The sequence below is a fragment of the Shewanella zhuhaiensis genome (assembly GCF_022484835.1).
In the GTDB taxonomy this organism is placed as follows: domain Bacteria; phylum Pseudomonadota; class Gammaproteobacteria; order Enterobacterales; family Shewanellaceae; genus Shewanella; species Shewanella khirikhana.
This window is the reverse complement of sequence record NZ_JAKUDL010000002.1, coordinates 233251-257130: the sequence shown is the minus strand read 5'-3', so window position 1 is coordinate 257130 and position 23880 is coordinate 233251. Positions and strand designations below refer to the sequence as shown.

The following is a 23880-nucleotide window of genomic DNA, read 5'->3' as shown; positions in this document are numbered from 1 at the left end:
GCAGCACGACATGCTGAAAAAACGCGACATCAGATCCAGGCGCTGCTGTTGCAGCACTGAACCACCCGGGTGCTTTTTGCGCATCTGACTGGCGTGTAAAGAAAAATTATTCTCAACCCTTTTGACAAATCAGTCACTTTCTGAAAGAGTGGGATAACACTTAAGTGCAACTGTTCCTGCATAAAAACCTACAACAACATATGCAAAAAGCCCTTGCCATCATCTGCTTTTCATTGTGCCTGTTTTCTAATCAAGCGGCGTCTCATACCAATACGACAACGGAGTTCAGTCACGCTACTGAAGCAAAGTTGACTATCAACACCACTACTTATGGGGTGTCAGATGGGCTATCGCAAAATACGGTAACAGCGATTGCGGAAGATGATGACGGCTATATATGGCTTGGCACCTTGAGCGGCTTGAATCGATTTAATGGCAAGGAGTTCAAAAATTTTTACTCGAGTAAAGAGTCTGGGTTAACAAGCTCATTTATTTTGAGCTTGTATACTGAAGATGGGGATCTGTACATTGGGACAGATAAAGGTCTATTCTTCTATGACGAACTATTTGAGAACTTTCATGAAACCAGTATAAAAAACAAACCAATATGGTCAATAAATAGGGTTGGCAATAGATTACTCATTGGTACTGACAACAGTTTAATTGAGTTTAATAAACACATTGAAAAAGTCAGTGAGTTTACCAATAAAAATTTCCATTACATAAAAAAGATTGTTGATTTTAACAATCACTATTTTGTTAGAAACCAAGACGGCTCTGTTATTAAGTGCTCTCTAAATTTCAATGAATGCTCCATCTTTGCGAATAACGCTATTAGCATAGAAAAAGCCTCTAATTCATTATTAATAGATACAAAATCGACTCTTGTAAAGATTGATGAGTTTGGAAATACCTACGAGTATGAAGAATTAAAGGATGCTGTCAGTTATTCAGATAACAGAGTAATCCTTCAAGGAAATGTACTTAGCGTCAGCAACTTTATTCTCTATCCGCAACATTATGGTGTAATTGATGAGAGCAACCATTTACTAAAACCTGAATTATTTGCAACTAAAAACAAAAAAATTATTACTGATACAAATCGTGGCTTTATATCCATAGATACAGAAAGCAATATTGTAAAGAAGCTTAAAGGTATAGATGGAAACATTTGGTCGATAAATACCTACTCTAATAAAACGGTAATCAGCGACGATTCACCTATTTTGAAGATATTAGATATTAGCCTTGATGAATTGTTGAGAGTCGATACTACAATTGGCGGCTTCAAGACAGCACTTTTGACCGAAAATAACGAGCTTGTAGTGGCGTCAGAGAAAGGTGTATACCTCTACAACCTAGCCAATTTAGATCAGAAGCCCATAGTTATTAGTAGCAAGCCTTCCTACACACTTAATTATGACGAAAAGAACAATGTCGTAGTTGCTGGAACTCAATCTTTTGAATTACTTAAAATAAAATTGAGTGACAACTACAAAACTGAGACTGTGCCACTCACTTTAAAGAGCCCGATTTTTCAAGTTGCCGGTGTTGATGGCATTTACTATTTAGCACATCAAGATGGACTCACCGAGGTTGGAAAAGATTACCAAAGGGAAATATTCCAAGGTGAAATGGTATACTCTGTATATGAACATGACAGCTTTATATACTTCGGAACCGGTAACGGTGTCTATCAAATAAGTAAGGCTGACAACTCCATAACTCAGACATTTAAAACTGAAAAACCAGTTTACAGCCTTAAAATTGTAGATAATAGCATTTACGCGTCGTCCATTGGTGAAATTTGGATTAAGAGTGGCAATAACACATTCAAATTATCCTCTAAAAATGGAAGCCAGGAAGAATACAACAATCAAGGGATCGGGTATTTTAACGATGGTATATTGTTTGGTGGCGTTAACGGTGTATCCGTTCTCCAACCTCAAACCCTCAAAAAATACCTTGACTACGTAAGCCGTAATTTGGAAACATCACTTGATGATCTTTTAATATTTAACTCAACAGTAAAAATTGGCTCGGAGTTTTTAGAAAAAGCAATCAATCACTCCAATGAAGTGAAAGTAAAATACTCTGACTACCCTCTGACTTTGGAATTTTCAACTCCAAAGGTAAATGATGGTTCTGTCGAGTATTTTTACAGGTTGCAGGGGCTTTCTGATGACTGGATCCCATCTAAATCTAACAGGCACGCCACTTATACAAACCTTTCTCCTGGAAATTACACTTTTGAGGTCTATGCTGTCGATCAATTATCTCAGTTCACAGGCCCAGTAAAGTCGTTAAATTTAGTAGTTACTCCACCATGGTGGATGTCCAGAGAAGCCAAATTGGCCTACGCACTGATGGTGATTGTCGTCTCCATCACCATCATGAAGGGGATTCTGCGCCGCCGGGAAGTGCAGCGACAGATAGCTATCAGTGAAGAGCGTCTGAAACTGTCCCTCTGGGGCAGCGGGGATGAAATGTGGGACTGGGATATAGAAACCGGCAAAATCTACCGCTCCAACATCTGGGGCTCGCTGGAGTTTCCCAAGGACGGTCATCGTTCAGGCCGTGGTGATGAAGAAAGCAACATTCATCCTCAGGATCAGGAAAGAGTACGCGAAGCGCTTAATCGCCACTTCTACGGCGAGACTGATCACTTCGAAGCTGCATATCGGGTGAAAGGTAAAGATGGGCACTGGGTCTGGATCCTCGACCGAGCCAAAATTGTAGAACGGGACGACAGTGATAATGCCCTGCGTATGACAGGCACTATCAAAAACATCAACAATTTCAAACAAGCAGAAGAACAACTCAAGCTGTTCGAACGGGCTATCGAGAACATCTCCGAAGGCATGTTCATTCTCGATAATGACTTCCGTTTTGTGGAAGTAAACGAAGCCTGCTGTGACATCTGTATGCTCGACAGAGACAGCTTTATTGGCACAGTGCTGCATTTTGCCTGTTATCCGGATGTGTACTCTGAGCAGGTGCGGATCATTTTGCGCCAGCAGGGCCGCTGGAGTGCTGAGGTTGAATCTAAACGTGGCGACAATTCTACGTTCCTGATGGAGCTCACTATCGATGCTATTTATGATGAACAGGGTACCCTGAGCCATTTTGTTGGGGTGTTTTCTGATATTTCCCGCCGTAAGATGCAGGAAGAGGAGCTTAGAAAGCTCACCAACAATGATTTACTGACAGGGCTGCCGAACCGCTCAAACCTGCAGGTGTCGCTGAGTAACCTGGTTAAGAAAGATACCCACCACACCCTTATGGTGTTGGATTTGGATAACTTTAAAAAGATCAACGACTCACTCGGCCACCAAATTGGTGATGAGTTGCTGCTGATGGTCTCACGGCGCATGTCCGGCGCCCTGCCTGCCCACACCAGCTTATACCGCCTGGGCGGCGATGAATTTGCCATTCTTATCGACAAAGAGCCGGACATCGGCAGCTCTGCTGCTATCGCCAAAGGGGTGGTGGATGCCTTTGTGGCGCCATTCGAACTCGCGGGTGAAAAGCTGGTCGTGGGCGTCAGTATTGGTATCGTGCTCTATCCGGAAGATGAGCAAAATGAGCAGGCGCTGCTGCGTAAAGCCGATATCGCCATGTACCACGCAAAATCGGCAGGCGGTAACCGTTATCAGTTCTATTCTGAATCCCTTAACCGCAATGCCATGAGGCAACTGGAGGTGGAAAACCTCATCCGCGAAGGCTTAAGAGACGATCTGTTTGAAGTCTACTACCAACCCAAAATTGATCTGCGCAGCTCCCGCATGGCCGGTATGGAGGCGCTGGTACGGCTGGTGCACCCGGTGCACGGTCTCATTCCACCTTCCGAGTTTATTCCCCTGGCGGAGGAAACCGGTCTGATTGTAGAAATCGGCGATCTGGTGATGCGCAAAGCCTGCTTTGCTGCTCAGAAGTGGCGTGAGCAAGGGATATTCGATGGCCGGGTGGCTGTCAATTTGTCGTCACGTCAGTTTGCCCTTCCCGATCTGCAGCAGCGTATCGAGTCAATTTTACGACTCACTCAACTGCCAGCCGGCAATCTGGAGCTGGAAATCACCGAAGGCACCGTCATCAAGCAGCCTGAGAAAGCCATCAAAGTCATGCAGCAGCTGGCCAAGATGGGGGTAAGCCTGGCGCTGGACGACTTTGGTACCGGTTATTCGTCGCTGTCGTACCTGAAACGCTTCCCCATCCATACCCTGAAAATTGACAAGGCATTTGTGGATGACATCGACAAGTCTGACCGGGATCTGAAGATGGTGGATTCCATCATCACCATCGCCCACAACATGGGACTGACCGTGGTTGGTGAAGGCGTGGAAGTTCCGTCACAGCTCAATATTCTTCGCGCACTAAAATGCGAGGAAATTCAAGGTTATATATACAGCAAAGCCGTTCCTGAACAGGAGTTTGCCGAATTACTGCGTCAGGATCTGGCCGAATTTCTTGCGCAAAAATACAACCAAAGGTAATTAAAACAGTAACCAAGGCAACTTTGGCACAACACCTGCATCATCTCTCTCAGCGTCAACATTTAAACAACCAACTGAGAGAATATAAAAATGATCAAAGGAATTCTGACAACTGTTGCCCTGATTACTGTCGCTGTTGCTGCCGCTAACAATGTAAGTTCTGCTACCGCTGGCGTACCGAACATTCGCTATACCGACGCCCAAACTGCCGGCGTGCCAAACATCCGTTACAGCGATGTCCAAACTGCCGGTGTACCCAACATCCGTTACAGCGATGTCCAAACTGCCGGTGTACCCAACATCCGTTACACCGATGTCCAAACTGCCGGTGTACCCAACATCCGTTACACCGAAACCGCTGGCGTACCTAACATCCGCTACAGCGACGTCCAAACTGCCGGTGTGCCCAACATCCGTTACACCGAAACCGCTGGCGTACCTAACATCCGCTACAGCGAAGTCCAAACTGCCGGTGTACCCAACATCCGTTACAGCGAAACCGCTGGCGTACCTAACATCCGCTACAGCGACGTCCAAACTGCCGGTGTGCCCAACATCCGTTACACAGAAACCGCTGGCGTACCTAACATCCGCTACAGCGACGTCCAAACTGCCGGTGTGCCCAACATCCGTTACACCGAAACCGCTGGCGTACCTAACATCCGCTACAGCGACGTCCAAACTGCCGGTGTACCCAACATCCGTTACACCGAAACCGCTGGCGTACCAAACATCCGCTACAGCCAAACCGCTTAATCAGCGGCGCTATCAAGGGAGATTAGGTTATGTTTGATTCAATCATGAAAGCACTGGGACTGGCCAAGCAGGAACGTAAGAAGGTGGCACTGCCGAAAGGTATCACCGAACTGCAGGTCGTAAACGCCAAGGGCTGGTGGAACTGAGTTTGCCATGACCAAAGACAAAGGGAGCCAATCGGCTCCCTTTGTCGTTTAAGAGGATTTCAGCACCAAAAGCCGTTGCCGGACAGGCGCCCCGCCCTGCGCTCATTCAGGCGCTTGTGGGTGGTAAAAAGCGGATAACCCGCAGGGCCAATCAAAGCGCCGACAAATGCCCAGCGCTTCACCGGCATTCCCTGGGAAAACGCCATCAACCCCAAATACCAGGCAGAACCGACACTCATCAACAGGATAAGTAATATCAACATCTATCACCTCAACGTCTAACCGGGCGCATCCTGCACATAATGTCTTGCAAAAGAGCCGCTGAGTTTACCTTATCACGGCGCTACATTCGAACATTTTTCAGGCAATTTTTTTCCTCATGGCAATAAAAAAGCGGCATTTAATTGCCGCTTTTTTAATCAAAAGGCACGCTTACCCGTAAAAACGTTTACCGTCAGCCGCCATGGATTTAAGCAATTCAGTGGGCGCAAAACGCTCGCCATACTTCGCCTGATAGCCTTCAAGCAGGCTCACCATTTTGGCGGCACCCAAGGTATCCATGTAGCGGAAAGGACCTCCCAGGAAAGGTGGGAAGCCGATACCGAAGATGGCGCCAATATCACCGTCACGGGGCGACGCAATAATGCCCTCTTCCAGACAGCGCACCGCTTCATTGAGCATCTGTACTACGCAGCGCTCGGCAATCTCGCCGGCTTCTTTGGCACTGCCGGGTACCAAACCCAGCACCCCGTAAACACTCTCATCCACCTTCTTGCCTTTCTTGGCCGCTTTGCCATAGAGGTAGAAACCCTTGCCGTTCTTACGGCCCTTGCGATCGTCGGCCATCAGCTTGTCAAAGGCGGCCGGAGCTTTGAAGCGCTCACCAAGCTCCTTCTCAAGAATCGGTGAAATCTTGGCGCCCACATCAATGCCCACTTCATCGAGCAATGTCATTGGACCCACCGGGAAGCCAAACTTCACCAGCGCCTTATCCAGATGCTCAACCGGCTGACCTTCCAGCAGCAACTGCGCTGCTTCGTTCATGTACAGCGCCAGAATACGGTTCACATAAAAACCGGCACAGTCTTTTACCACAATCGGCGTTTTACCCTGCTTGCGGGCAAAGGAGACTGTGGTTGCAATGGTCTCGGGTGAGGTTTTCTCGTGCGCAATCACTTCCACCAGCGGCATTTTTTCCACCGGAGAGAAGTAATGCAGACCAATCACATTTTCCGGCCGGCTCGCAGCCTCGGCAATTTGGGTAATAGGCAGCGACGAGGTGTTTGACGCAAAAATGGTGTGCTCGCCACACTCTTTCTCGATATCGCGCACCATCTGATGCTTGAGGTTCAAGTCTTCAAACACCGCCTCAACCACGATATCGGCATCTTTTACGCCGCGATATTCGGTGGTTGTGGTCATCAATGACATCAGCTTGTCACGCTGAGCCGGTGTCATATGACGGCGCTTAACGCCCTTGTCCAGCAGCGAATAAGCATAGCCAAGCGCATTGGACAGCCCCTTCTCGCTGATGTCTTTCACCCGCACCGGCACCTTGGCCTTGGTGGTGGTCACAGAGGCAATTCCGCCGCCCATCAGACCGCCACCCAGCACCACGGCTTTGGCCACCTTGCGTGGCTTGGCCTCACCGGCACCGGTTTCTTTTTTCATTTCGGTCGTTGCAAAGAAAATAGAGCGCAGCGCGGCAGACTCGGGGGTTGCCACCAGCGTACCAAAGTGCGCTGCTTCCAGCTCCAGCCCCTTGTCCATGCCGCTAGCCATGCCTTCACGGACACAATCGATAATCTTGAATGGCGCAGGATAGTTACCCTGGGTCTTCTTCGTTACCTGCTTGCTGGCCTGATCGAACATAATGTTACGGCCCACAGGGGTGCCTTCCAGCAGCTTGGTTACCAGTGAGGTCTTTTGCGGCTTACGGGTCTTTTTACCCGCCCCGGCCATCTTAATGGCGGTTTCGAGCAAAATAGATTCAGGCACCACATCATCCACCAGGCCCATCTTAATGGCCTGCTTGGGACGCACCTGCTTACCAGTCAGCATCAAATCCAGCGCCTTGGCGATACCCACAAGACGTGGCAGACGTTGGGTGCCACCGCCGCCCGGCAGCAGACCCAGTTGTACCTCAGGTACACCCAACATGGTTTTGCTGCTGTCACTGCAAACCCGCTGATGACAGGCCAGCGCCAGCTCGAGGCCACCACCGAGACAGGCACCGTGGATAGCTGCAACTACCGGAATAGACAGACCTTCAAGTTCGGCAAATACATGGTGACCCTGACGGGACAGTAATCTTGCATCTTCTGCGGTTTGACAGGCATCCAGCATGGAAATATCGGCGCCCGCCACAAAGGAGTCGGCTTTACCGGAAATAAGCACCAGGCCCTTAATGCTGCTATCTGCTTTGATCTCCTGCAAAATAGCAGTGATCTCGGGGGCAAATTGCGCTTTTAAGGTATTCATGGTTTCGCCCGGCACGTCCATGGTCAGCAGGGCAATGCCGTCGTCGCGGCGAGTCAGGTTAAAGGTCTTTTCCATTGTCCGTTACTCCACTTCCAGGATCATTGCCGCGCCCAAACCACCGGCCGCACAGGCCGTAGTCAAACCGGTACCGCCGCCGCGACGCTTAAGTTCGTTACACATCTGGGTGATCAAACGGGCGCCGGTGGCGGCAAAGGGGTGGCCGTAAGCAATTGAGCCACCGAGCACGTTAAAGCGGGTCATGTCGATGTCACCGATGGCACGGCTCTGACCGAGTTTTTCTTCGGCAAACTTTTTCGAGGCAAACATCTTCATGTTGGCCAGCGCCTGGGCGGCAAAGGCCTCGTGCATTTCAATCAGAGTCAGATCTTCAAGCTGCATACCGGCGCGCTTAAGTGCCAGCGGGGTGGCGTAAGATGGGCCCATCAGCATGTCTTCCCACACATCGATGGCAGCAAAAGCGTAACTCTTGATGTAGCCGATTGGGGTATAACCCAGAGCTTTGGCCTTGCCTTCACTCATCAGCAGAATGGCAGAGGCGCCGTCGGTCAACGGGGTACTGTTGGCGGCAGTCACTGTGCCGTGTTTGCGGTCAAACACGGGACGCAGCTTGGCGTAAGACTCAAGCTCTGAGTTGGCGCGGATGTTGTTGTCCTGCTCAATAAAGCTCTTGTATGGCGGCACATGGGCCACCATCACTTCGTCACGCAACACGCCTGAAGCCCAGGTTTCGGCCGCAAGGGAGTGTGAGCGGTGTGCCAGTGCATCCTGATCGGCGCGGCTGATCCCATGGCTTTTCGCCATTTGCTCGGCGGTCTGCCCCATAGACAAACCCGTAGAGTATTCAGCAACTGCGGGCGGCACCGGCAGCAAATCTTTAAGGCCCAAACGGCGGAAAATCGCCAGTTTCTGGCCGAAGGTACGGGCTTTGGTCAAATCAACCAGCGCATGGGCAAGCTTTTTCGACACCCCGATTGGCAGCACAGAGGATGAATCGGCGCCGCCAGCAATACCCACTTCGATGTTGCCGGTCATGATGCTTTCGGCAATATTCACTGTGGATTGGAAACTGGTGGCACAGGCGCGGGTAACACTGTAAGCATCGGTGGACACGTCCATGCCGGTACCCAGCACAATTTCACGGGCGATGTTGGGGGCGGCAGGCATCTGTACCACCTGGCCATACACCAGCTGCTCGACCAGCTTGGGATCAAGCTCGCTGCGGCTAAGGAGTTCATTTACCACCATCTTACCCATGTCCAGCGCCGACACACCGTGAAAGGCGGTCGCCTGCTTGGCAAAGGGGGTACGAAGGCCCGCTACAATGGCGATACGTTCGCCACGGGCGTTGGTTACCTGCTGTCTGTCACTCATTTGTCACCCTCTTTATTATCCGCATCGGGCCGCTGTCCCGAGCTGCTCATTTCCTTGTTGACCTGAACTGCAAACAACAGGTCTGACCATTAAAGTGTGACCTGATTCTAACTTCTTGTCACCGGGTTTTAAACAGCTGTTTGCATTTTTACCTCTAGCCAAGGTGGCAGGGAATTTTTTACCATAGGGAATGTCTCAAGCTAATCAATAGAATAAATCGAGTAGCATCATGCCTTTGAGCCGATTTCAAGCCTTAAGGAAATACCTCAACACCCTGATCATCGGTCAGCCGGTGCTCACGGAAAACCTGCTGATTGCCCTGGTCGCAAATGGCCACCTGCTGGTTGAAGGCCCGCCGGGCCTCGCCAAGACCCGCGCGGTCAAGGCGCTGTGCGACGGGGTTGAGGGCGATTTCCACCGCATACAGTTTACGCCGGATCTGCTGCCTGCGGATTTGACCGGTACCGACATCTACCGTGCCCAGACCGGCACCTTTGAGTTTGAGTCAGGCCCCATATTCCACAACCTTATTCTGGCGGATGAAATTAACCGTGCGCCGGCCAAGGTACAGTCGGCACTGCTGGAGGCCATGGCCGAAGGTCAGGTTACTGTGGGTAAGACAAGTTATAAGCTGCCCAAGTTCTTTTTGGTGATGGCGACTCAAAACCCGCTCGAAAACGAAGGCACTTATCCGTTGCCGGAAGCGCAGCTCGACCGCTTCCTGATGCACCTGAATCTGGATTACCCGGATGCCGATACCGAACGGCAAATTCTCAAGCTATCGCGCAATGAGGCGCTCAGTGGTGAATTGCCACAGATAACCCCTATCGCCCAGGCCGATATTTTCGAGGCCCGCACCGAGGCGCTGGAGCTGTATTTGGCCGAGCCGCTTGAGCACTATATTGTCGATTTGGTGATGGCCACCCGTCAGGGTCATAAATACAGTGAAGAGCTTGGCAACTGGCTCGACTATGGCGTGAGCCCCCGTGCCAGTCAGGCACTGGAGCGCTGTGCCAGAGCCAGGGCCTGGCTGGATGGCCGCGACTTCGTGTCACCGGAAGACATTCAGGCGGTCGCACCCAATGTACTGCGACATCGTTTGTTGCTGAGCTTCCGCGCCCAGGCCGAAGGCATCAGTGCCGATGACGTGATAGCACATATTCTCACCCAGGTTGCCGTGCCTTGATGCCAAGCCAAGCCGTTAAAGCCTCAGCGCGTCCAATAAAGGCCATGCCGCTCTTTGCCGATGGCGTGCATCTGGATACCCCGGAGCTACTCGCCTGCCAGGAGCTGGCCCGAGCCCTACCCGATGTGCGCAGTCAGGCACGCGCTGGCATGGCCGGACATCGCGCCAGTAAAATCAAGGGCCGCGGAATGGAGTTTGCCGAGGTTCGTCAGTACCAGAAGGGCGATGATGTCCGTACCATCGACTGGCGGGTCACGGCCCGCACCGGCAAGACCCACACCAAGCTGTTTGTTGAAGAGCGCGAGCGCCCGGTCATACTGCTGCTGGACTTAAGCCACAGCCTGTATTTTGGCTCCACCCTGATGCTGCAGGCCGTGCAGCTTTGCCACCTTGCAGCCACCCTGGGTTGGCGCGCCGCCAATCATGGCGACAGGGTCGGCGCCCTGATTGCCAGTGAGCATGAACACCTTGAGCTCAAGCCCAAGAGTCGCAAAGCGGGTATGCTGGCACTCATCAGTGCCCTGACCAAGGTGCACGACCACCAGCTGTCGCAGTTCAGTCAGGCACCGCGGGAGCCTGACCACCTGCTGCGGGCCTGCCAGCGTCTTGGGCGCATCGCCAAACCCGGCTCACTTATCTGGATTCTGTCCGACGGTGCCGGCTTCAGCGATGCCTGCCTCGGGCCGCTGCTGGACCTTAAGCGTCACTGCGAGCTGGGCGCCTTTTTGATAACCGACCCCCTGCGTGAAGGCCGCATTGCGCTGCCAGCCAACTTCAGCCTGCCGGTGAGAGAATCCGGCGTAGAGCGAGTGCTCGACAGGCGTGGATACGATGCCTGGCTGCATGGGCAACAGGCAAACAGCGCCCATTTTCGTGCCATGATGAGCCGCCTTGGGGTCAACCTGAAAACTGTCGATGCCGGCGAGCCGCTGGCAAATCAACTGGATAACTTGCGTTAACTGCCATGGATACGAACGCCTCACCCCAGGCCAATCCGATGTTGGCTCAAATGAAAGACATAGTGTTGCCACCCGAGGTGCCCGCCTGGCCGCCCGCGCCCTGGGTATGGGCAGCGGCGCTGCTCTTGGTGTTGATACTGGCCATGGCTATCTGGTTTTGGCGTAAACGCCGCGCCGCCAGGCAGGCCTGGCTCCGGCCAAGGGATGAGGCGCTGTCGCTGCTTGGCTCGCTCTCTCCCGCATCAGAGCAGTTTGCCCTTGAGCTGAGCGCCCTGTTAAAGCGTGCTGCATTAAGCTATTTTCCCCGCGCCGAGGTCGCGTCGCTCACAGGTGCAGCCTGGACCGACTTTTTGAACCAGCGACTGCCAGGCTATGCCCAGGGCAACTTCAGTCTGTTACAGCAAAGCGCCTATCAACCAGCGCCCATGGCCAAAGCCGATGCAGAGGCCTTGAAAGCACTGACAGAACAGTGGCTGATTGCATTGCCGCAAACGGCAAAGGCGGCCATTAACCAGAGCGGCAGCCAAATGCCACATGGCCAAAAAGCCAATCTCAGTCAATCGGGGGGCGCTTAACCATGCTGACCCTCGCCCTGCCATGGATATTACTGCTGCTGCCTTTGCCGCTGCTTATCCGCCCCGCCAAACAGCCCGGCATTTCAGGTCATCTGCATCTGCCCGGCAGCAGCGCATTGTCGGTTAGCCAAAGTCCGAACAGCGCTGGCCGCAAACGCTATCTGCAATACCTGATGTGGGCTGCGTTATTGCTCGCCGTTGCCCGGCCGCAGTGGCTTGGCGAGCCCATTGAGCTGCCAAGCCAGGGACGGGATTTGATGGTGGCCGTTGACCTTTCAGGCTCAATGGAGTTTTCCGATATGGAACTCGATGGCCGCATCGTTGACCGTTTTACCCTGGTACAAAAGGTGGTGGGCGACTTTATCGAGCGGCGCGCGGGCGATCGCATCGGCTTAATCCTGTTTGCCGATCACGCCTACCTGCAATCGCCGCTGACCCTGGACAGACGCTCGGTGGCAACCTTTTTACGGGAAGCCCGGGTGGGTCTGGTTGGCCGCCAAACGGCCATAGGTGAAGCCATAGCACTTGCAGTAAAACGTTTTGAAAACCTTGAAGAAAGTAACAGAGTATTAGTGCTGCTCACCGATGGCACCAACAACGCCGGCAATATAGACCCCGATGCCGCTGCCGCCATTGCCGCCGAACGCAAGGTCACCATTTACACCGTTGGCGTGGGCGCGGATGTGTCAGTGCGCCGTGGAGCTGGCCGCGACCGAAGCAACCCTTCAGTGGATATGGACGAAGCCCAGCTTGAACGCATTGCCGAGGTAACCCACGGCCGCTATTTCCGTGCCCGCTCAAGCAGCGAGCTTGAAAGCATCTATCAGGAAATCGACAAGTTGCAGCCTGTTGCCCGTGATGTGCAAACTTACCGGCCGAAAAAGGAACTCTTTTACTATCCACTCGCCGCAGCGCTGCTGCTCAGCCTGCTGAGTGCACTGTCCAGCGCTGGCTTTCTGGCACGCACCAGCCAAACCAGGGGGAGAGGATGATCCACTTTATTCGCCCGCAGTGGCTGCTTGCCCTTATTCCACTTGCGCTGCTGCTGTATTTCTTATGGCGCCGCCGCGCCGCCGTATCGGCCTGGCAGGGCTACATAGCCCCCCATCTGGCGGGACTGTTAATGGCCGGTGACAACCGCATCAAGGCCAGTAAAGGGCTGTGGCTGCTTGCAGCAAGCTGGTTTATTGCCGCCCTCGCCCTCGCAGGTCCGGCATTTAAAAAAGAACCCATGCCGGTCTTCAGTGCCGGTGGCGGCCGGGTGCTGGTAATGGACATGTCGGTGTCCATGTTTGCCACCGATCTGGTGCCAAACCGCGTGACTCAGGCCAAGTTCAGGGCGACCGACCTGATTGAGGCGCTGCCGGAAGGCGATACCGGCCTGATTGCCTATGCCGGTGATGCCTTTGTCATCAGCCCGCTTACCCGTGACAAAAGCACCTTGCTGAACCTCCTGCCATCACTTAGCCCGGATATCATGCCGCTTTTGGGGTCGTCCCCCGCCGAAGGTGTTACCCTCGCCCGTGATTTGCTGGTGCACGGCGGTCACCCTGGCGGTGACATTATTTTGATGACTGATGGCCTGGATGAAGTGGATGCTGCCGATATTCGCCGGGCGCTGAAAGACAGTAAGCTGCGTCTCACCGTCTATGGATTCGGTACCGCCCAGGGCGCGCCGATGAAGCTGCCGGACGGCAAGCTGGTACGTGGCAATGACGATGAGCTGGTTATGCCAAGGCTGGACGCCGCTGTTCTCGCCAAACTTGCCAGTGATAAGCGCGGTATTTGGCTGCCGGCGGGCCTCGATGGCAGCGATGTAAAGCACCTGGTGAGCTGGCTTGACCGTGAAGGCGACGCCAAGGAAACCGAGCTTAGCGGCGACAGCTGGCAGGATTTGGGGCCCTACATTGCGCTGCTGCTGCTTCTGCCGGCGCTTGTCAGTTTCCGCCGCGGCATCCTCGGTGCCCTGCTGCTGTGTGCCCTGCTGCCTGCAATGCCGCCAAGCGCCGAAGCCAGCATTTGGCAAACCCGCGATCAAAGTGCCATGGACGCCTTTAAAGATGGCAACTTTAAAGATGCAGCCTCTGGCTTCGAACGCCAAGACTGGAAGGCCGCCGCCGATTACCGCGCCGGCAATTACCAAGCGGCGCTCGATGGTTTTAACAAAGACCAATCCGCCACAGGCCTGTATAACCAGGGCAATGCGTTGATGCAACTTGGGAAATATGACGATGCCGCCAACCGTTACGCCGAGGCGCTGAAAAAGGACCCCAACCTTGCCGCCGCCAAACAAAACCAGGCGCTGGCAGAGGCGCTTGCAGAGGCGCTGGCCGAGCAGCAAAAGCAACAGCAGCAGAATGACAATGGCGAGAACCAGGACAACAAAGATCAAAATAAAGAAGAGTCTCAAAGCCAGGAACAAAATCAGTCTGGCGAGCAAAATCAGGGTGATCAGAACCAGCAAAACAGTTCCGAACAGCAAAATGGCAGCGATCAGCAAGGCTCATCCCAGGCTGATAATCAGTCCGGGGACAATCAAGCCGGCAATCAGCAGGACAACGGCAAAAAAACCAGTGGCGATGCCAAACAGCAGCACGACGCTTCCGCTGATCCTGCACCTGAACCGTCAGACACGTCGACCGAATCGGCTGATCCCGGGGCGGATAACGCCAATAACGACCAGGCCAAGCAGGATGCGCCCATGAATGCCGACGCAGCCCAGGCCGCGCAGCAAAAAGACGCACAACAGCCTCAGCAGGCAGCGGGTCAGGGACTCGAAGCCAATCAGGCCGCCGAGGCGGACGACAATCAGCAAGCTGCCCAAAGCGCGTCGCTGGGTGACAAACAGGACGATAGCCAGGGCGAGCAGGCTGAGGTAGCTGTGGTCGACCCCAGTATCAATGAGTCTGATTTGCCGCCGGAAATGATGCGAGCCCTCAAAGCCGTGAACGATGACCCAGCGGTACTGCTTCGCAACAAGATGCAACTGGAATATCAGATCCGCCGTGCCCGCGGCGATCACAGAAAGGAAAAAGAAAAGTGGTAAAACAGCTTCTAACAGGCCTTTTTCTGCTGACAGTCACAAGCCACAGCTGGGCACTGAGTCGCCTCGATGCCTCCGTCGATAAAAACCCCGTAGGCCGCGACGAAAGCCTGGTGCTTACCATAGTCGCCGACGATGAGGTGGAAGCCAGCCGTCTCGACACTTCAGGCCTGATGCGCAACTTTCTGGTGGGCCGCACCAGCATGAGCCGCTCGACACGCATCGTGAATTTCGACAGCCACAAGGAAACCCGCTGGCAGATTTTACTGACACCCCGCAGTACAGGCACCTTGCAAATCCCGGCCTTCCGAATCGATGGGGTGTCGTCAAATCCTATCTCACTTACCGTAAGCGAGCGGGAAAGCGTCGACCGCACTTCCAGCACTCTGTTTGTGACTTCCGAGTTGCAGCAATCCCAGGTGTATTTGGGGCAGATGGCGCTGTACAAGGTCAAACTGTTCCTGGCGGTGGATCTGCAGCGCGGCGATCTGTCGGTTCCGGCCATAGAAGGCGCGCGGATAAAACAGCTTGGCGAAGACAAAGAGTCGATGGATATCGTCAATGGCCGCCGTTTCCGGGTGATTGAACGTGTGTATGGCATCACCCCTGACAAAGCAGGCCCACTCATCGTCAAGCCACCGGTATTTGAAGGGGATGTGCTGGTGCCGGTTCGCGGCAATGGCGGCATGTTCAGCTTCAACGAAAGCCGGCCAATGCGAGCAACCGGTAAAGAACAACAGCTGTCGGTTAAAGGCAAGCCGGAAAGCTGGCAGGGCAACTGGTTTGTGGCTGATGTAGTGGCCCTGAAAGAAGAATTCCCCGAGGATGTGGAAGAGTTTGCCCTTGGCACCCCCATTACCCGCACCCTAACGCTGCTGGCGTCCAATGCCGACGAAACCAGCCTGCCGTCATTGGCGAGTGTGCTGCCCGCAGAGCTTAAAACCTACCCCGAAAAACCCGAAGTTCAAACCTTCCTGCGGGACGAACAGTTGGTAGTTCAGTTAAGGCTCACCGAAGCCATAGTGCCCAATGAAGTCGGCACCTTCGAGTTACCGGCCATCGAAGTGCCCTGGTGGAACCCGCATCTTAAAAAGCGCGAAGTGGCGGTTATTCCGGCCCGCACCATCCGGGTTACCGGCGTGATGCCGCAAACGGCGGTGCTGCCGCAGCCAGGTCCGGTGACAGTACAAACCGATGCCGGTTTCTGGCCATGGCTCGCCGCCTTTTTTGCGCTGGGCTGGCTTGCCACCGCAGCCGGTTGGTTCAGCAGCCGTAAGCGCCAGCCTGCGAGCCAGAAAGAAACCCTGAAAGCAGCGCCGCAAAGCGCCGCCAAAGGAGCCCTCGAGCAGGCCTGCGCCGCCGGTGATGGCAAGGCCATGCTGAATATGACCCTGGCGTATCTCTCAGCTCAAACCGGCGATAACGTCACCCTGGAAAAAGCCAAATCCCTGTCGCCGCAGCTCGCCGCAGCGCTCGATGCCATTCAGCGGGCGCTTTATGGCAAACAGCAGGGTGCCATCGATGGCGCGCCCTTGCTACAGGCTCTCAAGGCGCTGCATCAGGCCCCTGCCAAAACCCCAGATACCGCACTCAAGTCCCTAAATCCGTAGAGAGTTTTGCGAGGCGTGCCATTGCACGCCGGGGTAAAATCCGCAATGCTACACTGAATATGTCAGGCCGCAGATGAGTAACCCGAATAGCTCATCATGCGGCCGGGGCATCCAGCCTCCCGCCCGGGAGGCTGGCTATTGGACTGGGGATAAAAAATGTTTTCCAAGATGCGAAAGAAATTCGCACCCGAGTCGGTCAACTCTGACATGCTGAACAAACAACGACGTTACGACAGCCTGGTCAGGGCTCTGCATGCCGATGTGTACCGCTACGCCTACTGGCTTTGCGGCGATAAACACGTGGCCGAAGATATCACGCAGGAAACCTTTTTGCGTGCCTGGAAGTCATTGGATTCCCTCAAGGATGACAAGGCTGCCAAGGCGTGGCTTATCACCATTCTTCGCCGCGAAAATGCCCGCCGCTTCGAGCGTAAGCAGTTTGATTACAGCGACATCGAGCAGGACGCCCTGGAAGATGCCATCAGCCAGAGCACCGAGGATGAAACCGAACATTATTGGCTGAGACGGCAAATCGCCAAACTTGAGCCCGAATACCGCGAACCTTTGGTGTTGCAGGTAATTGGTGGTTTCAGTGGTGATGAAATTGCCGAATTGCTCGAGCTGAACCGAAATACCGTGATGACGCGCCTCTTCAGAGCCAGAAACCAGCTTAAAGAAGCGCTCGAACAACCCGAATTCCGAGGTCAATCAAATGGATGAACTTGAGTTTCGCCGCCGGGCCTATGGCGAGCCCCAGAGTCAGGATCCTGAATTTTTGAAGGCCATGGGTGAAGCTGAAGGCCGGGACGCCTTTGTCAATGACTTAAAGAGTCTTGACCGGCGCCTGGAAAAAGCCATGAAAGTGGATGTACCTGAAGATTTGGCCGAGAAACTGCTGCTGCGTCAGCAGCTAACTCAGCACCACCAAAGCCGCAGACGCACCACCTTTATGGTGGCGATGGCTGCCTCCATCGCCTTTGCCTTTGGCCTGAGTTTCAGCCTGCTGCGCCTGGGACCGGTGGATTTGGGCGAACATGCCCTCGCCCACGTGTACCACGAAACCAAGGCGTTAAAGAGTGAAAGTGATGTGGCGCTTGGGGATCTCAATGCCAGCCTGGTGAGCATCCGCGGTCTGGAGCAGGCTCATTTCAACACGGCCCCCGGCCGGGTGGTGTACAAGGCCTACTGCGATTTTCAGGGCGTGCGCAGCCTGCATCTGGTGCTGGAAGGCGCCGAGGGCAAGGTCACCCTGTTTATTGTGCCGCTGGAAGAGCGGATGCAGCTCGATGAGCAGTTTGCCGACAATCACTATCAGGGGCTTGGCTTTAAAACCGACGAAGCCTTTATGTTGCTGGTCGGTGAACAGGCCTCAGCACTGGAAGCCGCCAAGAAAGAAATTCGGCAAAGCTTTATCTAACTCGATTTCATTTCTGTCATATCCGCTGATCTGATGAGTCCCTTTTCCGGGGGACTGGTCAGATTAGCGTCGCTATTTGGGTCCATATTGGGATCCCGCGCAAACTTCTGATAGCATGCCTTCACCAATCCGATTTGTTCTCGAACCACGCTTATTTTGACCTGGGGTAGCTTACTGCCTTCGGATTGGAAAAACATAATTCAAATAAAAACTGACGGTTAACACAGCATGAGCATAGATACACCGATTCTGGTTACTTTTGTGGGCTATCTGGTCCTGATGATGGGGATAGGTTTTTGGGCCTTTAAGGCCACAGATTCCGTCGACGATTACATTCTTGGTGGCCGTAAAATGGGCCCGGGGGTGACCGCTCTGAGCGTAGGCGCATCCGACATGTCCGGCTGGTTGCTGCTGGGTTTGCCAGGGGCCGTTTACATGGGCGGTCTGGGTGAAGCCTGGATTGGCATAGGTCTGGTGCTTGGCGCCTGGCTTAACTGGCTGTTTGTGGCCAAAAGGCTGCGGATTTACACCCAGTTGGCAGACAATGCCCTGACCTTGCCTGACTTTTTTGAAAAGCGCTTCCACGACAAAGCCGGTGTACTGCGGTTTGTGTCAGCCCTCACTATCCTGGTGTTCTTCACCTTTTATGCCTCGTCCGGCATGGTGGGTGGCGCTATCCTGTTCGAGAAAGTGTTTGGCCTCGACTACACCGCAGCGCTGGTAATTGGCTCGGCCATTATCGTCGGATACACCTTTGTGGGCGGCTTCTTTGCGGTAAGCTGGACCGACTTTTTCCAGGGCTGTCTGATGCTGATTGCCCTGCTGATTGTGCCCATGGCGATTTTTTCCAACACCGACAGCCATGCCAGCATTGACTCGCTCTCCCCCGAGATGCTGTCGCTTATCAGTGAAAACACCACTCTGCTTGGGGTCATTTCGCTGATGGCCTGGGGCCTTGGTTACTTTGGTCAGCCACATATTCTGTCGCGTTTTATGGCAATTGAGCGCCCTGATCATCTGCCGGTTTCCCGCCGTATTGCCATGAGCTGGATGATAGTGTCATTGATGGGCGCGCTGGCCACAGGGCTTGCCGGTAGCCTGTACTTTGCCAACGAGCCACTGCAAAACGCCGAAACCGTGTTTATCCATCTGGCCCAGGTCGCTTTTAATCCCTGGATTGCCGGTCTGCTGATAGCGGCCATTTTGTCGGCGATCATGAGCACCATCGACTCCCAACTGCTGGTGTGCTCAAGTGTGGTGACAGAAGACTTCTATCGCAAGTTCCGTCCCGAGGCCAAGGATAAAGAACTGATGCTGGTTGGCCGCTTTGGGGTACTGGCGATTGCTGTGATTGCCGGGGTCGTTGCCCTTGACCGCGAAAGCAGCGTTCTTGGATTGGTGAGCTACGCCTGGGCAGGTTTTGGTGCCGCCTTTGGCCCTGTGGTTCTGCTGTCGCTGTTCTGGCGCGATTACAGCAAAACCGGCGCCATCGCGACCATCATCACAGGTGCCGTTACCGTTGTGGTGTGGAAACAGCTCAGTGGTGACATCTTCGACCTGTATGAAATTCTGCCGGGTTTTGTGTTTGCTACCCTGGCTGGGGTGGTGTTCAGCAAGCTGGCAAAAGTGGACGAGCAAGTCACCAGCGCCTTTGATGACTTCAAACAGCGGCTTTAACCAGCGGCTTCAATCAGCACAGTCCAGATAAGGTCACGGGGATATAAGCCATTGCCAAACCCTATGCGCTAAGTCCCGAAAGATAAAAAAGCGTACACCTGTACGCTTTTTTATTGTCTGAAAACTGTAACCCTTTGTATCCAAACCAAGCTAATTTGGTAAATGCTTAACTAAACAACCTTCCACATTCAACTTGTCACAAATCCCCGCCAACTGGCCAGCCCAGTGAAACAGATAAACGCCACCATCAGTAATTCGCTTATCAAGAAGTCATATAAATTAACTGATTTTTAACAGATTTTAACTAAAGCAAAAGCTCTGGTCGGACTTGTTGCGGTACAGTCATACTCCTAAGATGCCAAGTTAATTTTTACCGACAGGCCCTTTTGCCTGCGGCATGACCACAAAAAAGAGAAGAGACGATGAAGTACTTCAACAAGACACTGCTTGCCGCCGCCGTTGCCCTGGCCAGCACCCAGACCATGGCTGCCGGTTTCCAGCTTAACAGCCATTCAGCTACAGGTGTTGGCCGTGCCTTCGCCGGTGATGCCGTGATTGCCGACAACGCCTCAGTATTGTCACGTAACCCAGCTGCCATGGCCCTGTTTGACAGCGCCGCCCTGTCCATGGGCGTGACCTACGCAGATATCGACGTCACCGTAAAAGACGTGTGCCTGAACGGCTCTCCTGTGTGTTTCGGCTCCGAAGATGCGGCCGCTGAAGCCAAAATCATCCCTAATTTCTACTACATCAACCCCATCAATGATAAATGGGCCTTTGGTGTGGCGGCTTTCTCCAACTTCGGCACCGGTACCGACGTGGGCGCACTGGCCAACAATGTGGTGACCATCCCAGGTATGGGCACCATCCCTGCACCGGTTGATCTGCTGGGCAACACCGAAGTTGTCACCATGAACCTCAACGCCAGTGTCTCTTACCGTGTAAACGACCAGCTGAGCCTGGGCGCCGGAATCGACCTGATTTACGGCGAAGGCAAACTGACCCGTGAAGGCCAGCTGCCTGTACCAAACGTTGGCATGACCAACGTCAACCTGGTGAACGTGGATGCTGACGGCTGGGCCGTGGGCGGCATTGTGGGCGCTGTGTACGAGTTCAACGCCGACAACCGTATCGGTATGAGCTATCGCTTCAGCCCTGAGTTTAAAGCCAGCGGCGACGTCAGCCAGTTCGTGCCTCAGGCCGGCGCTGCTGCCAACTACGATGAAATTGTTATCCCGCTGCCGGATATCTTCCAGGTTGCCGGCTTTCACCAGCTGACCGAGAAGTTTGCCATGCACTACACCGCGCAGCTGACCACCTGGGGCGACTTTAAAGAAATCACCCTCGAAGATGGCCGTCTGGGCGATGTCAGCATTCCTTCTTCACAGCTGAAGCACTATGCCTGGGATGATTCCTGGCTGTTCAGTGTCGGCGGTACTTACACGCTGTCCGATGCCTGGACTCTGCGTGCCGGTTACATGCACGACAAGGGCGTAGTAAACGAAATCAGCTCTATCTCTATCCCGGATTCAGACCGTAACTGGTACACCCTGGGTGCCAGCTACAACCTCAGCGCCAAGTCCACCATCGACTTTGGTGTGGCCTTCATTCGCGGTGAAGATGTTGAAGTACTGGAAACCAGCGCCATCGTTGGCGACGTAGTGGCGCACACCCGCTCCAACGCCACTTACTACTCTATGCAGTACTCTTATAAGTTCTGATAGCTGCACTGAAAAAAGAGCCGCGCCTGTCGCGGCTTTTTTGTATCCATCGCCACTGTCGCCTACCCTTTAATCAGGCAGACATTGCCCAAACAGGGGAAAACACATGGCAAAGGTGATTGGATTGGGGGGCGTTTTCTTTAAAAGCCCAAACCCGCAGGCGCTGGCAGAATGGTACAAGACCCATCTCGGCCTGCCGGTGGAACACTGGGGAGGCTGCGCCTTTCGCGCCACCGACCTGCCCAAAAGCAGCTACAGCGTCTGGAGTCCCTTCGATGAGTCCAGCGACTATTTCGCCCCCTCCAAACACGACTTTATGTTCAATCTGGTGGTGGACGACCTCGAAGGCGTGCTGACTCAGGCCGCAGCCGGCGGTGCCAATGTGCTGCCGCAGCGGGAAGACACCGAGTTTGGCCGCTTTGGCTGGTTTATCGACCCCGACGGTAACAAGGTAGAACTCTGGCAAATGAGTGACACCGACTGAGGTCATGCCCTTTGCTGATGCAAGGCGGCAGTATTTCACGTATTCTTGGGTAAATTCTGTAATTACCGCAGGAACTTACCTATGGAAAGAAGTCTATCACTGCCAGCCTTGCTGCTGGGCGTCTCTGTGGCGGCCGGCCTGGGTTTTCTTGGCATCAGTATCAAGGACACCGCCCAAAACCTGAAGGCCATGGAGCGCACGGTCAGCGTAAAAGGGCTGGCTGAGCAGGAAGTGATGGCCAACGTCGCCATCTGGCCTATTCGCTTTACCGAAGTCGACAACGACCTGCCACGGCTGTACGACACTGTGGAAACCAAAACCAACAAAGTCGTGGCCTTCCTTAAAAAACAGGGCTTTGGCGATGATGAAATCACCCTCTCCCTGCCCGCCATCGAAGACAGAACCGCCCAGGGCTACAGCGATCCCAATCTGAAATTCCGCTACGCCGCCAAGGTGACTGTCTCGCTCTACACCACCAAGGTATCGGCGCTGCTCGAAGCCCGTAAGCAAATTGCCGCCCTCGCCCGGGATGGCATTGCCATTGGCGGTAATGAATACGAAAGCCGGCCGGAATTTCTCTACACCGAACTGAACAGCATCAAACCCGCCATGGTGCAGGAAGCAACGCAAAATGCCCGTGAAGTGGCTGAGAAGTTCGCCAAGGACTCAAGCTCCAGCCTCGGCAAAATCAAAACCGCCAGCCAGGGCCAGTTTATTATTTCGGACCGGGACAGCAATTCACCGCAAATCAAAAAGGTGCGGGTGGTCAGTACCGTGACCTATTATTTAACAGACTGATTTTCAGACAAGGGAAGCCACTGGCTTCCCTTTGTTTTTATTACCCTGATCACGATACATGAAATTTTTCTAATGAAATGATTGCCGAGCACTGAACTTTTCATTAGAATTTTCTCATGGAACTTTTGGGAGCTTTGTTATGACCTCTTTCAAACTGCTCATGGGCGCTTCTTTACTTGCCCTGAGCCTGGGTGCCGCTGCCGGCCAAACTATCAAGGTGCTACACACTGAGGAAGACCAGCTGCTGACTCTGGACGCCCTGATTGAACCGGTCAAGGCCGCCACCGTATCAGCCCAAACCTCGGGCCGTATCGTGAAAATCCACTTCGATGTCAATGACCAGGTGCCTGCCGGTGCTGCGCTGCTGGAGATCACCAGCAAGGAGCAAGGGGCATCGCTGGCCGCCGCCGAAGCCGACTACGCCCGCGCCATTGCAGTCAATACCGAGGCCCAGGCCACCTTAAAACGCTATCAGGACCTGTTTCCCAAGGGCGCTATCTCCAAGGGCAGCCTGGATGAAGCCATTGCCCGTGCCAAAAGCAGCGAGCAGGCTGTCACTGCCGCCAATGCCGCCATAGTGCGAGCCCGTGAATCCTTAAGCTACACCACTGTTTATGCCCCCTTCGCCGGCGTGCTCACCGAACGTCATATCGAATTGGGTGAAACAGTTAACCCCGGTCAGCCGCTGCTGTCAGGGTTTGGCACCGAACATATGCGCGCCGTGATGCAGGTGCCCGGCCGTTATCTCGACGGTCTGAAAGCCAATCCCAAAGTGAGTGTCACCCTGGCCGATGGCCGCACTCTGGATTCAGATGCGCTGACCATCTTCAGTTTCGCCTCGCCCCAGAGCCACAGCTATCAGGTGCGTATCGACCTGCCGCAGGGCACCCAGGTACAGCCGGGCAGCTGGGCCAAGGCCAGCTTTGTGCAGGGCAAACGCCCCATGCTGCTGGTGCCAGCCTCTGCGCTGGTTAAGCGCGGCGAACTCAGTGCCGTTTACCTGATGCACGGCGACAAGCCTGTACTGACTCAGGTTCGTACCGGCAAGGTTCAGGGCGAAAAGATCTCGATTCTCTCTGGCCTCAGCGATGGCGACATCATTGCCATTGATGGCTACGCCGTTAAAGCCCACTGATGTTGAG

The 23880-nt window shown here is 53.8% G+C and carries 18 protein-coding genes; 15 read left to right on the top strand and 3 right to left on the bottom strand.

The annotated features are described in order from the left end of the window. The first annotated feature begins 200 nt into the window (after positions 1–200). Together MJ923_RS06700 and MJ923_RS06695 are read left to right on the top strand one after the other, a co-directional pair. A complete protein-coding gene (locus MJ923_RS06700) occupies positions 201–4493 on the top strand; it encodes an EAL domain-containing protein (protein ID WP_276313033.1) in 4293 nt (1430 codons plus the stop codon). Between the two features lie 90 nt (positions 4494–4583). Next, positions 4584–5249, top strand: a complete 666-nt coding sequence (locus MJ923_RS06695) for a hypothetical protein (protein ID WP_240590435.1) — start codon at positions 4584–4586, stop codon at positions 5247–5249. Between the two features lie 205 nt (positions 5250–5454). Here MJ923_RS06695 and MJ923_RS06690 read toward each other — a convergent pair whose 3' ends face one another. From MJ923_RS06690 to fadI, 3 genes are all read right to left on the bottom strand, one after another. Continuing rightward, positions 5455–5658: a hypothetical protein gene (locus MJ923_RS06690; protein WP_237158818.1), complete on the bottom strand. Its 204-nt coding sequence runs from the start codon at positions 5656–5658 to the stop codon at positions 5455–5457. Positions 5659–5827: 169 nt separating this feature from the next. Further along, positions 5828–7951 (bottom strand): fatty acid oxidation complex subunit alpha FadJ, encoded by a 2124-nt coding sequence (gene fadJ, locus MJ923_RS06685; protein WP_240590434.1) that lies wholly within the window; start codon positions 7949–7951, stop codon positions 5828–5830. Between the two features lie 6 nt (positions 7952–7957). After that, positions 7958–9268, bottom strand: a complete 1311-nt coding sequence (gene fadI / locus MJ923_RS06680) for an acetyl-CoA C-acyltransferase FadI (RefSeq protein ID WP_240590433.1) — start codon at positions 9266–9268, stop codon at positions 7958–7960. Between the two features lie 229 nt (positions 9269–9497). On the opposite strand from fadI, the gene MJ923_RS06675 reads away from it, so the two are divergent. From MJ923_RS06675 to MJ923_RS06615, 13 genes are all read left to right on the top strand, one after another. Beyond that, positions 9498–10454, top strand: a complete 957-nt coding sequence (locus MJ923_RS06675) for an AAA family ATPase (RefSeq protein ID WP_126167318.1) — start codon at positions 9498–9500, stop codon at positions 10452–10454. Beyond that, complete coding sequence (locus MJ923_RS06670) at positions 10454–11413, top strand: DUF58 domain-containing protein (protein ID WP_240590432.1); 960 nt, start codon at positions 10454–10456, stop codon at positions 11411–11413. Before MJ923_RS06675 ends, MJ923_RS06670 begins: the two co-directional genes overlap by 1 nt. 5 nt (positions 11414–11418) lie before the next feature. Continuing rightward, positions 11419–11988, top strand: a complete 570-nt coding sequence (locus MJ923_RS06665; RefSeq protein ID WP_240590431.1) for a DUF4381 domain-containing protein — start codon at positions 11419–11421, stop codon at positions 11986–11988. Positions 11989–11990: 2 nt separating this feature from the next. Then, a complete protein-coding gene (locus MJ923_RS06660; protein WP_240590430.1) occupies positions 11991–12980 on the top strand; it encodes a vWA domain-containing protein in 990 nt (329 codons plus the stop codon). Continuing rightward, complete coding sequence (locus MJ923_RS06655; protein WP_240590429.1) at positions 12977–15034, top strand: vWA domain-containing protein; 2058 nt, start codon at positions 12977–12979, stop codon at positions 15032–15034. Before MJ923_RS06660 ends, MJ923_RS06655 begins: the two co-directional genes overlap by 4 nt. Next, a complete protein-coding gene (locus tag MJ923_RS06650) occupies positions 15028–16641 on the top strand; it encodes a BatD family protein (RefSeq protein WP_240590428.1) in 1614 nt (537 codons plus the stop codon). The genes MJ923_RS06655 and MJ923_RS06650 overlap by 7 nt, the downstream gene beginning before the upstream one ends. Before the next feature lie 156 nt (positions 16642–16797). Further along, positions 16798–17361: a sigma-70 family RNA polymerase sigma factor gene (locus tag MJ923_RS06645; protein WP_126167324.1), complete on the top strand. Its 564-nt coding sequence runs from the start codon at positions 16798–16800 to the stop codon at positions 17359–17361. Further along, positions 17354–18058: a DUF3379 domain-containing protein gene (locus MJ923_RS06640; RefSeq protein ID WP_240590427.1), complete on the top strand. Its 705-nt coding sequence runs from the start codon at positions 17354–17356 to the stop codon at positions 18056–18058. Before MJ923_RS06645 ends, MJ923_RS06640 begins: the two co-directional genes overlap by 8 nt. A 228-nt stretch (positions 18059–18286) precedes the next feature. After that, positions 18287–19735: a sodium/proline symporter PutP gene (gene putP / locus MJ923_RS06635; protein WP_240590426.1), complete on the top strand. Its 1449-nt coding sequence runs from the start codon at positions 18287–18289 to the stop codon at positions 19733–19735. Positions 19736–20157: 422 nt separating this feature from the next. Continuing rightward, the gene (locus MJ923_RS06630; RefSeq protein WP_240590425.1) at positions 20158–21456 is read left to right on the top strand and encodes a porin; all 1299 of its coding nucleotides are present in this window, start codon (positions 20158–20160) and stop codon (positions 21454–21456) included. 106 nt (positions 21457–21562) lie between these two features. Continuing rightward, positions 21563–21940, top strand: a complete 378-nt coding sequence (locus MJ923_RS06625; RefSeq protein ID WP_240590424.1) for a VOC family protein — start codon at positions 21563–21565, stop codon at positions 21938–21940. An 81-nt stretch (positions 21941–22021) separates the two neighbouring features. Then, positions 22022–22738, top strand: a complete 717-nt coding sequence (locus MJ923_RS06620; protein WP_240590423.1) for an SIMPL domain-containing protein — start codon at positions 22022–22024, stop codon at positions 22736–22738. Positions 22739–22877: 139 nt separating this feature from the next. After that, positions 22878–23873: an efflux RND transporter periplasmic adaptor subunit gene (locus MJ923_RS06615; RefSeq protein WP_240590422.1), complete on the top strand. Its 996-nt coding sequence runs from the start codon at positions 22878–22880 to the stop codon at positions 23871–23873. Positions 23874–23880 lie beyond the last annotated feature (7 nt).

Coding starts and splice junctions, on each gene's coding strand:
- fadJ (WP_240590434.1), bottom strand. CDS start 7,951: ATGGAAAAGACCTTTAACCTGACTCGCCGCGACGACGGCATTGCCCTG.
- MJ923_RS06655 (WP_240590429.1), top strand. CDS start 12,977: ATGATCCACTTTATTCGCCCGCAGTGGCTGCTTGCCCTTATTCCACTT.
- MJ923_RS06640 (WP_240590427.1), top strand. CDS start 17,354: ATGGATGAACTTGAGTTTCGCCGCCGGGCCTATGGCGAGCCCCAGAGT.
- MJ923_RS06630 (WP_240590425.1), top strand. CDS start 20,158: ATGAAGTACTTCAACAAGACACTGCTTGCCGCCGCCGTTGCCCTGGCC.
- MJ923_RS06665 (WP_240590431.1), top strand. CDS start 11,419: ATGGATACGAACGCCTCACCCCAGGCCAATCCGATGTTGGCTCAAATG.
- MJ923_RS06625 (WP_240590424.1), top strand. CDS start 21,563: ATGGCAAAGGTGATTGGATTGGGGGGCGTTTTCTTTAAAAGCCCAAAC.
- MJ923_RS06670 (WP_240590432.1), top strand. CDS start 10,454: ATGCCAAGCCAAGCCGTTAAAGCCTCAGCGCGTCCAATAAAGGCCATG.
- MJ923_RS06615 (WP_240590422.1), top strand. CDS start 22,878: ATGACCTCTTTCAAACTGCTCATGGGCGCTTCTTTACTTGCCCTGAGC.
- MJ923_RS06660 (WP_240590430.1), top strand. CDS start 11,991: ATGCTGACCCTCGCCCTGCCATGGATATTACTGCTGCTGCCTTTGCCG.
- MJ923_RS06695 (WP_240590435.1), top strand. CDS start 4,584: ATGATCAAAGGAATTCTGACAACTGTTGCCCTGATTACTGTCGCTGTT.
- MJ923_RS06675 (WP_126167318.1), top strand. CDS start 9,498: ATGCCTTTGAGCCGATTTCAAGCCTTAAGGAAATACCTCAACACCCTG.
- MJ923_RS06700 (WP_276313033.1), top strand. CDS start 201: ATGCAAAAAGCCCTTGCCATCATCTGCTTTTCATTGTGCCTGTTTTCT.
- putP (WP_240590426.1), top strand. CDS start 18,287: ATGAGCATAGATACACCGATTCTGGTTACTTTTGTGGGCTATCTGGTC.
- fadI (WP_240590433.1), bottom strand. CDS start 9,268: ATGAGTGACAGACAGCAGGTAACCAACGCCCGTGGCGAACGTATCGCC.
- MJ923_RS06690 (WP_237158818.1), bottom strand. CDS start 5,658: ATGTTGATATTACTTATCCTGTTGATGAGTGTCGGTTCTGCCTGGTAT.
- MJ923_RS06645 (WP_126167324.1), top strand. CDS start 16,798: ATGTTTTCCAAGATGCGAAAGAAATTCGCACCCGAGTCGGTCAACTCT.
- MJ923_RS06620 (WP_240590423.1), top strand. CDS start 22,022: ATGGAAAGAAGTCTATCACTGCCAGCCTTGCTGCTGGGCGTCTCTGTG.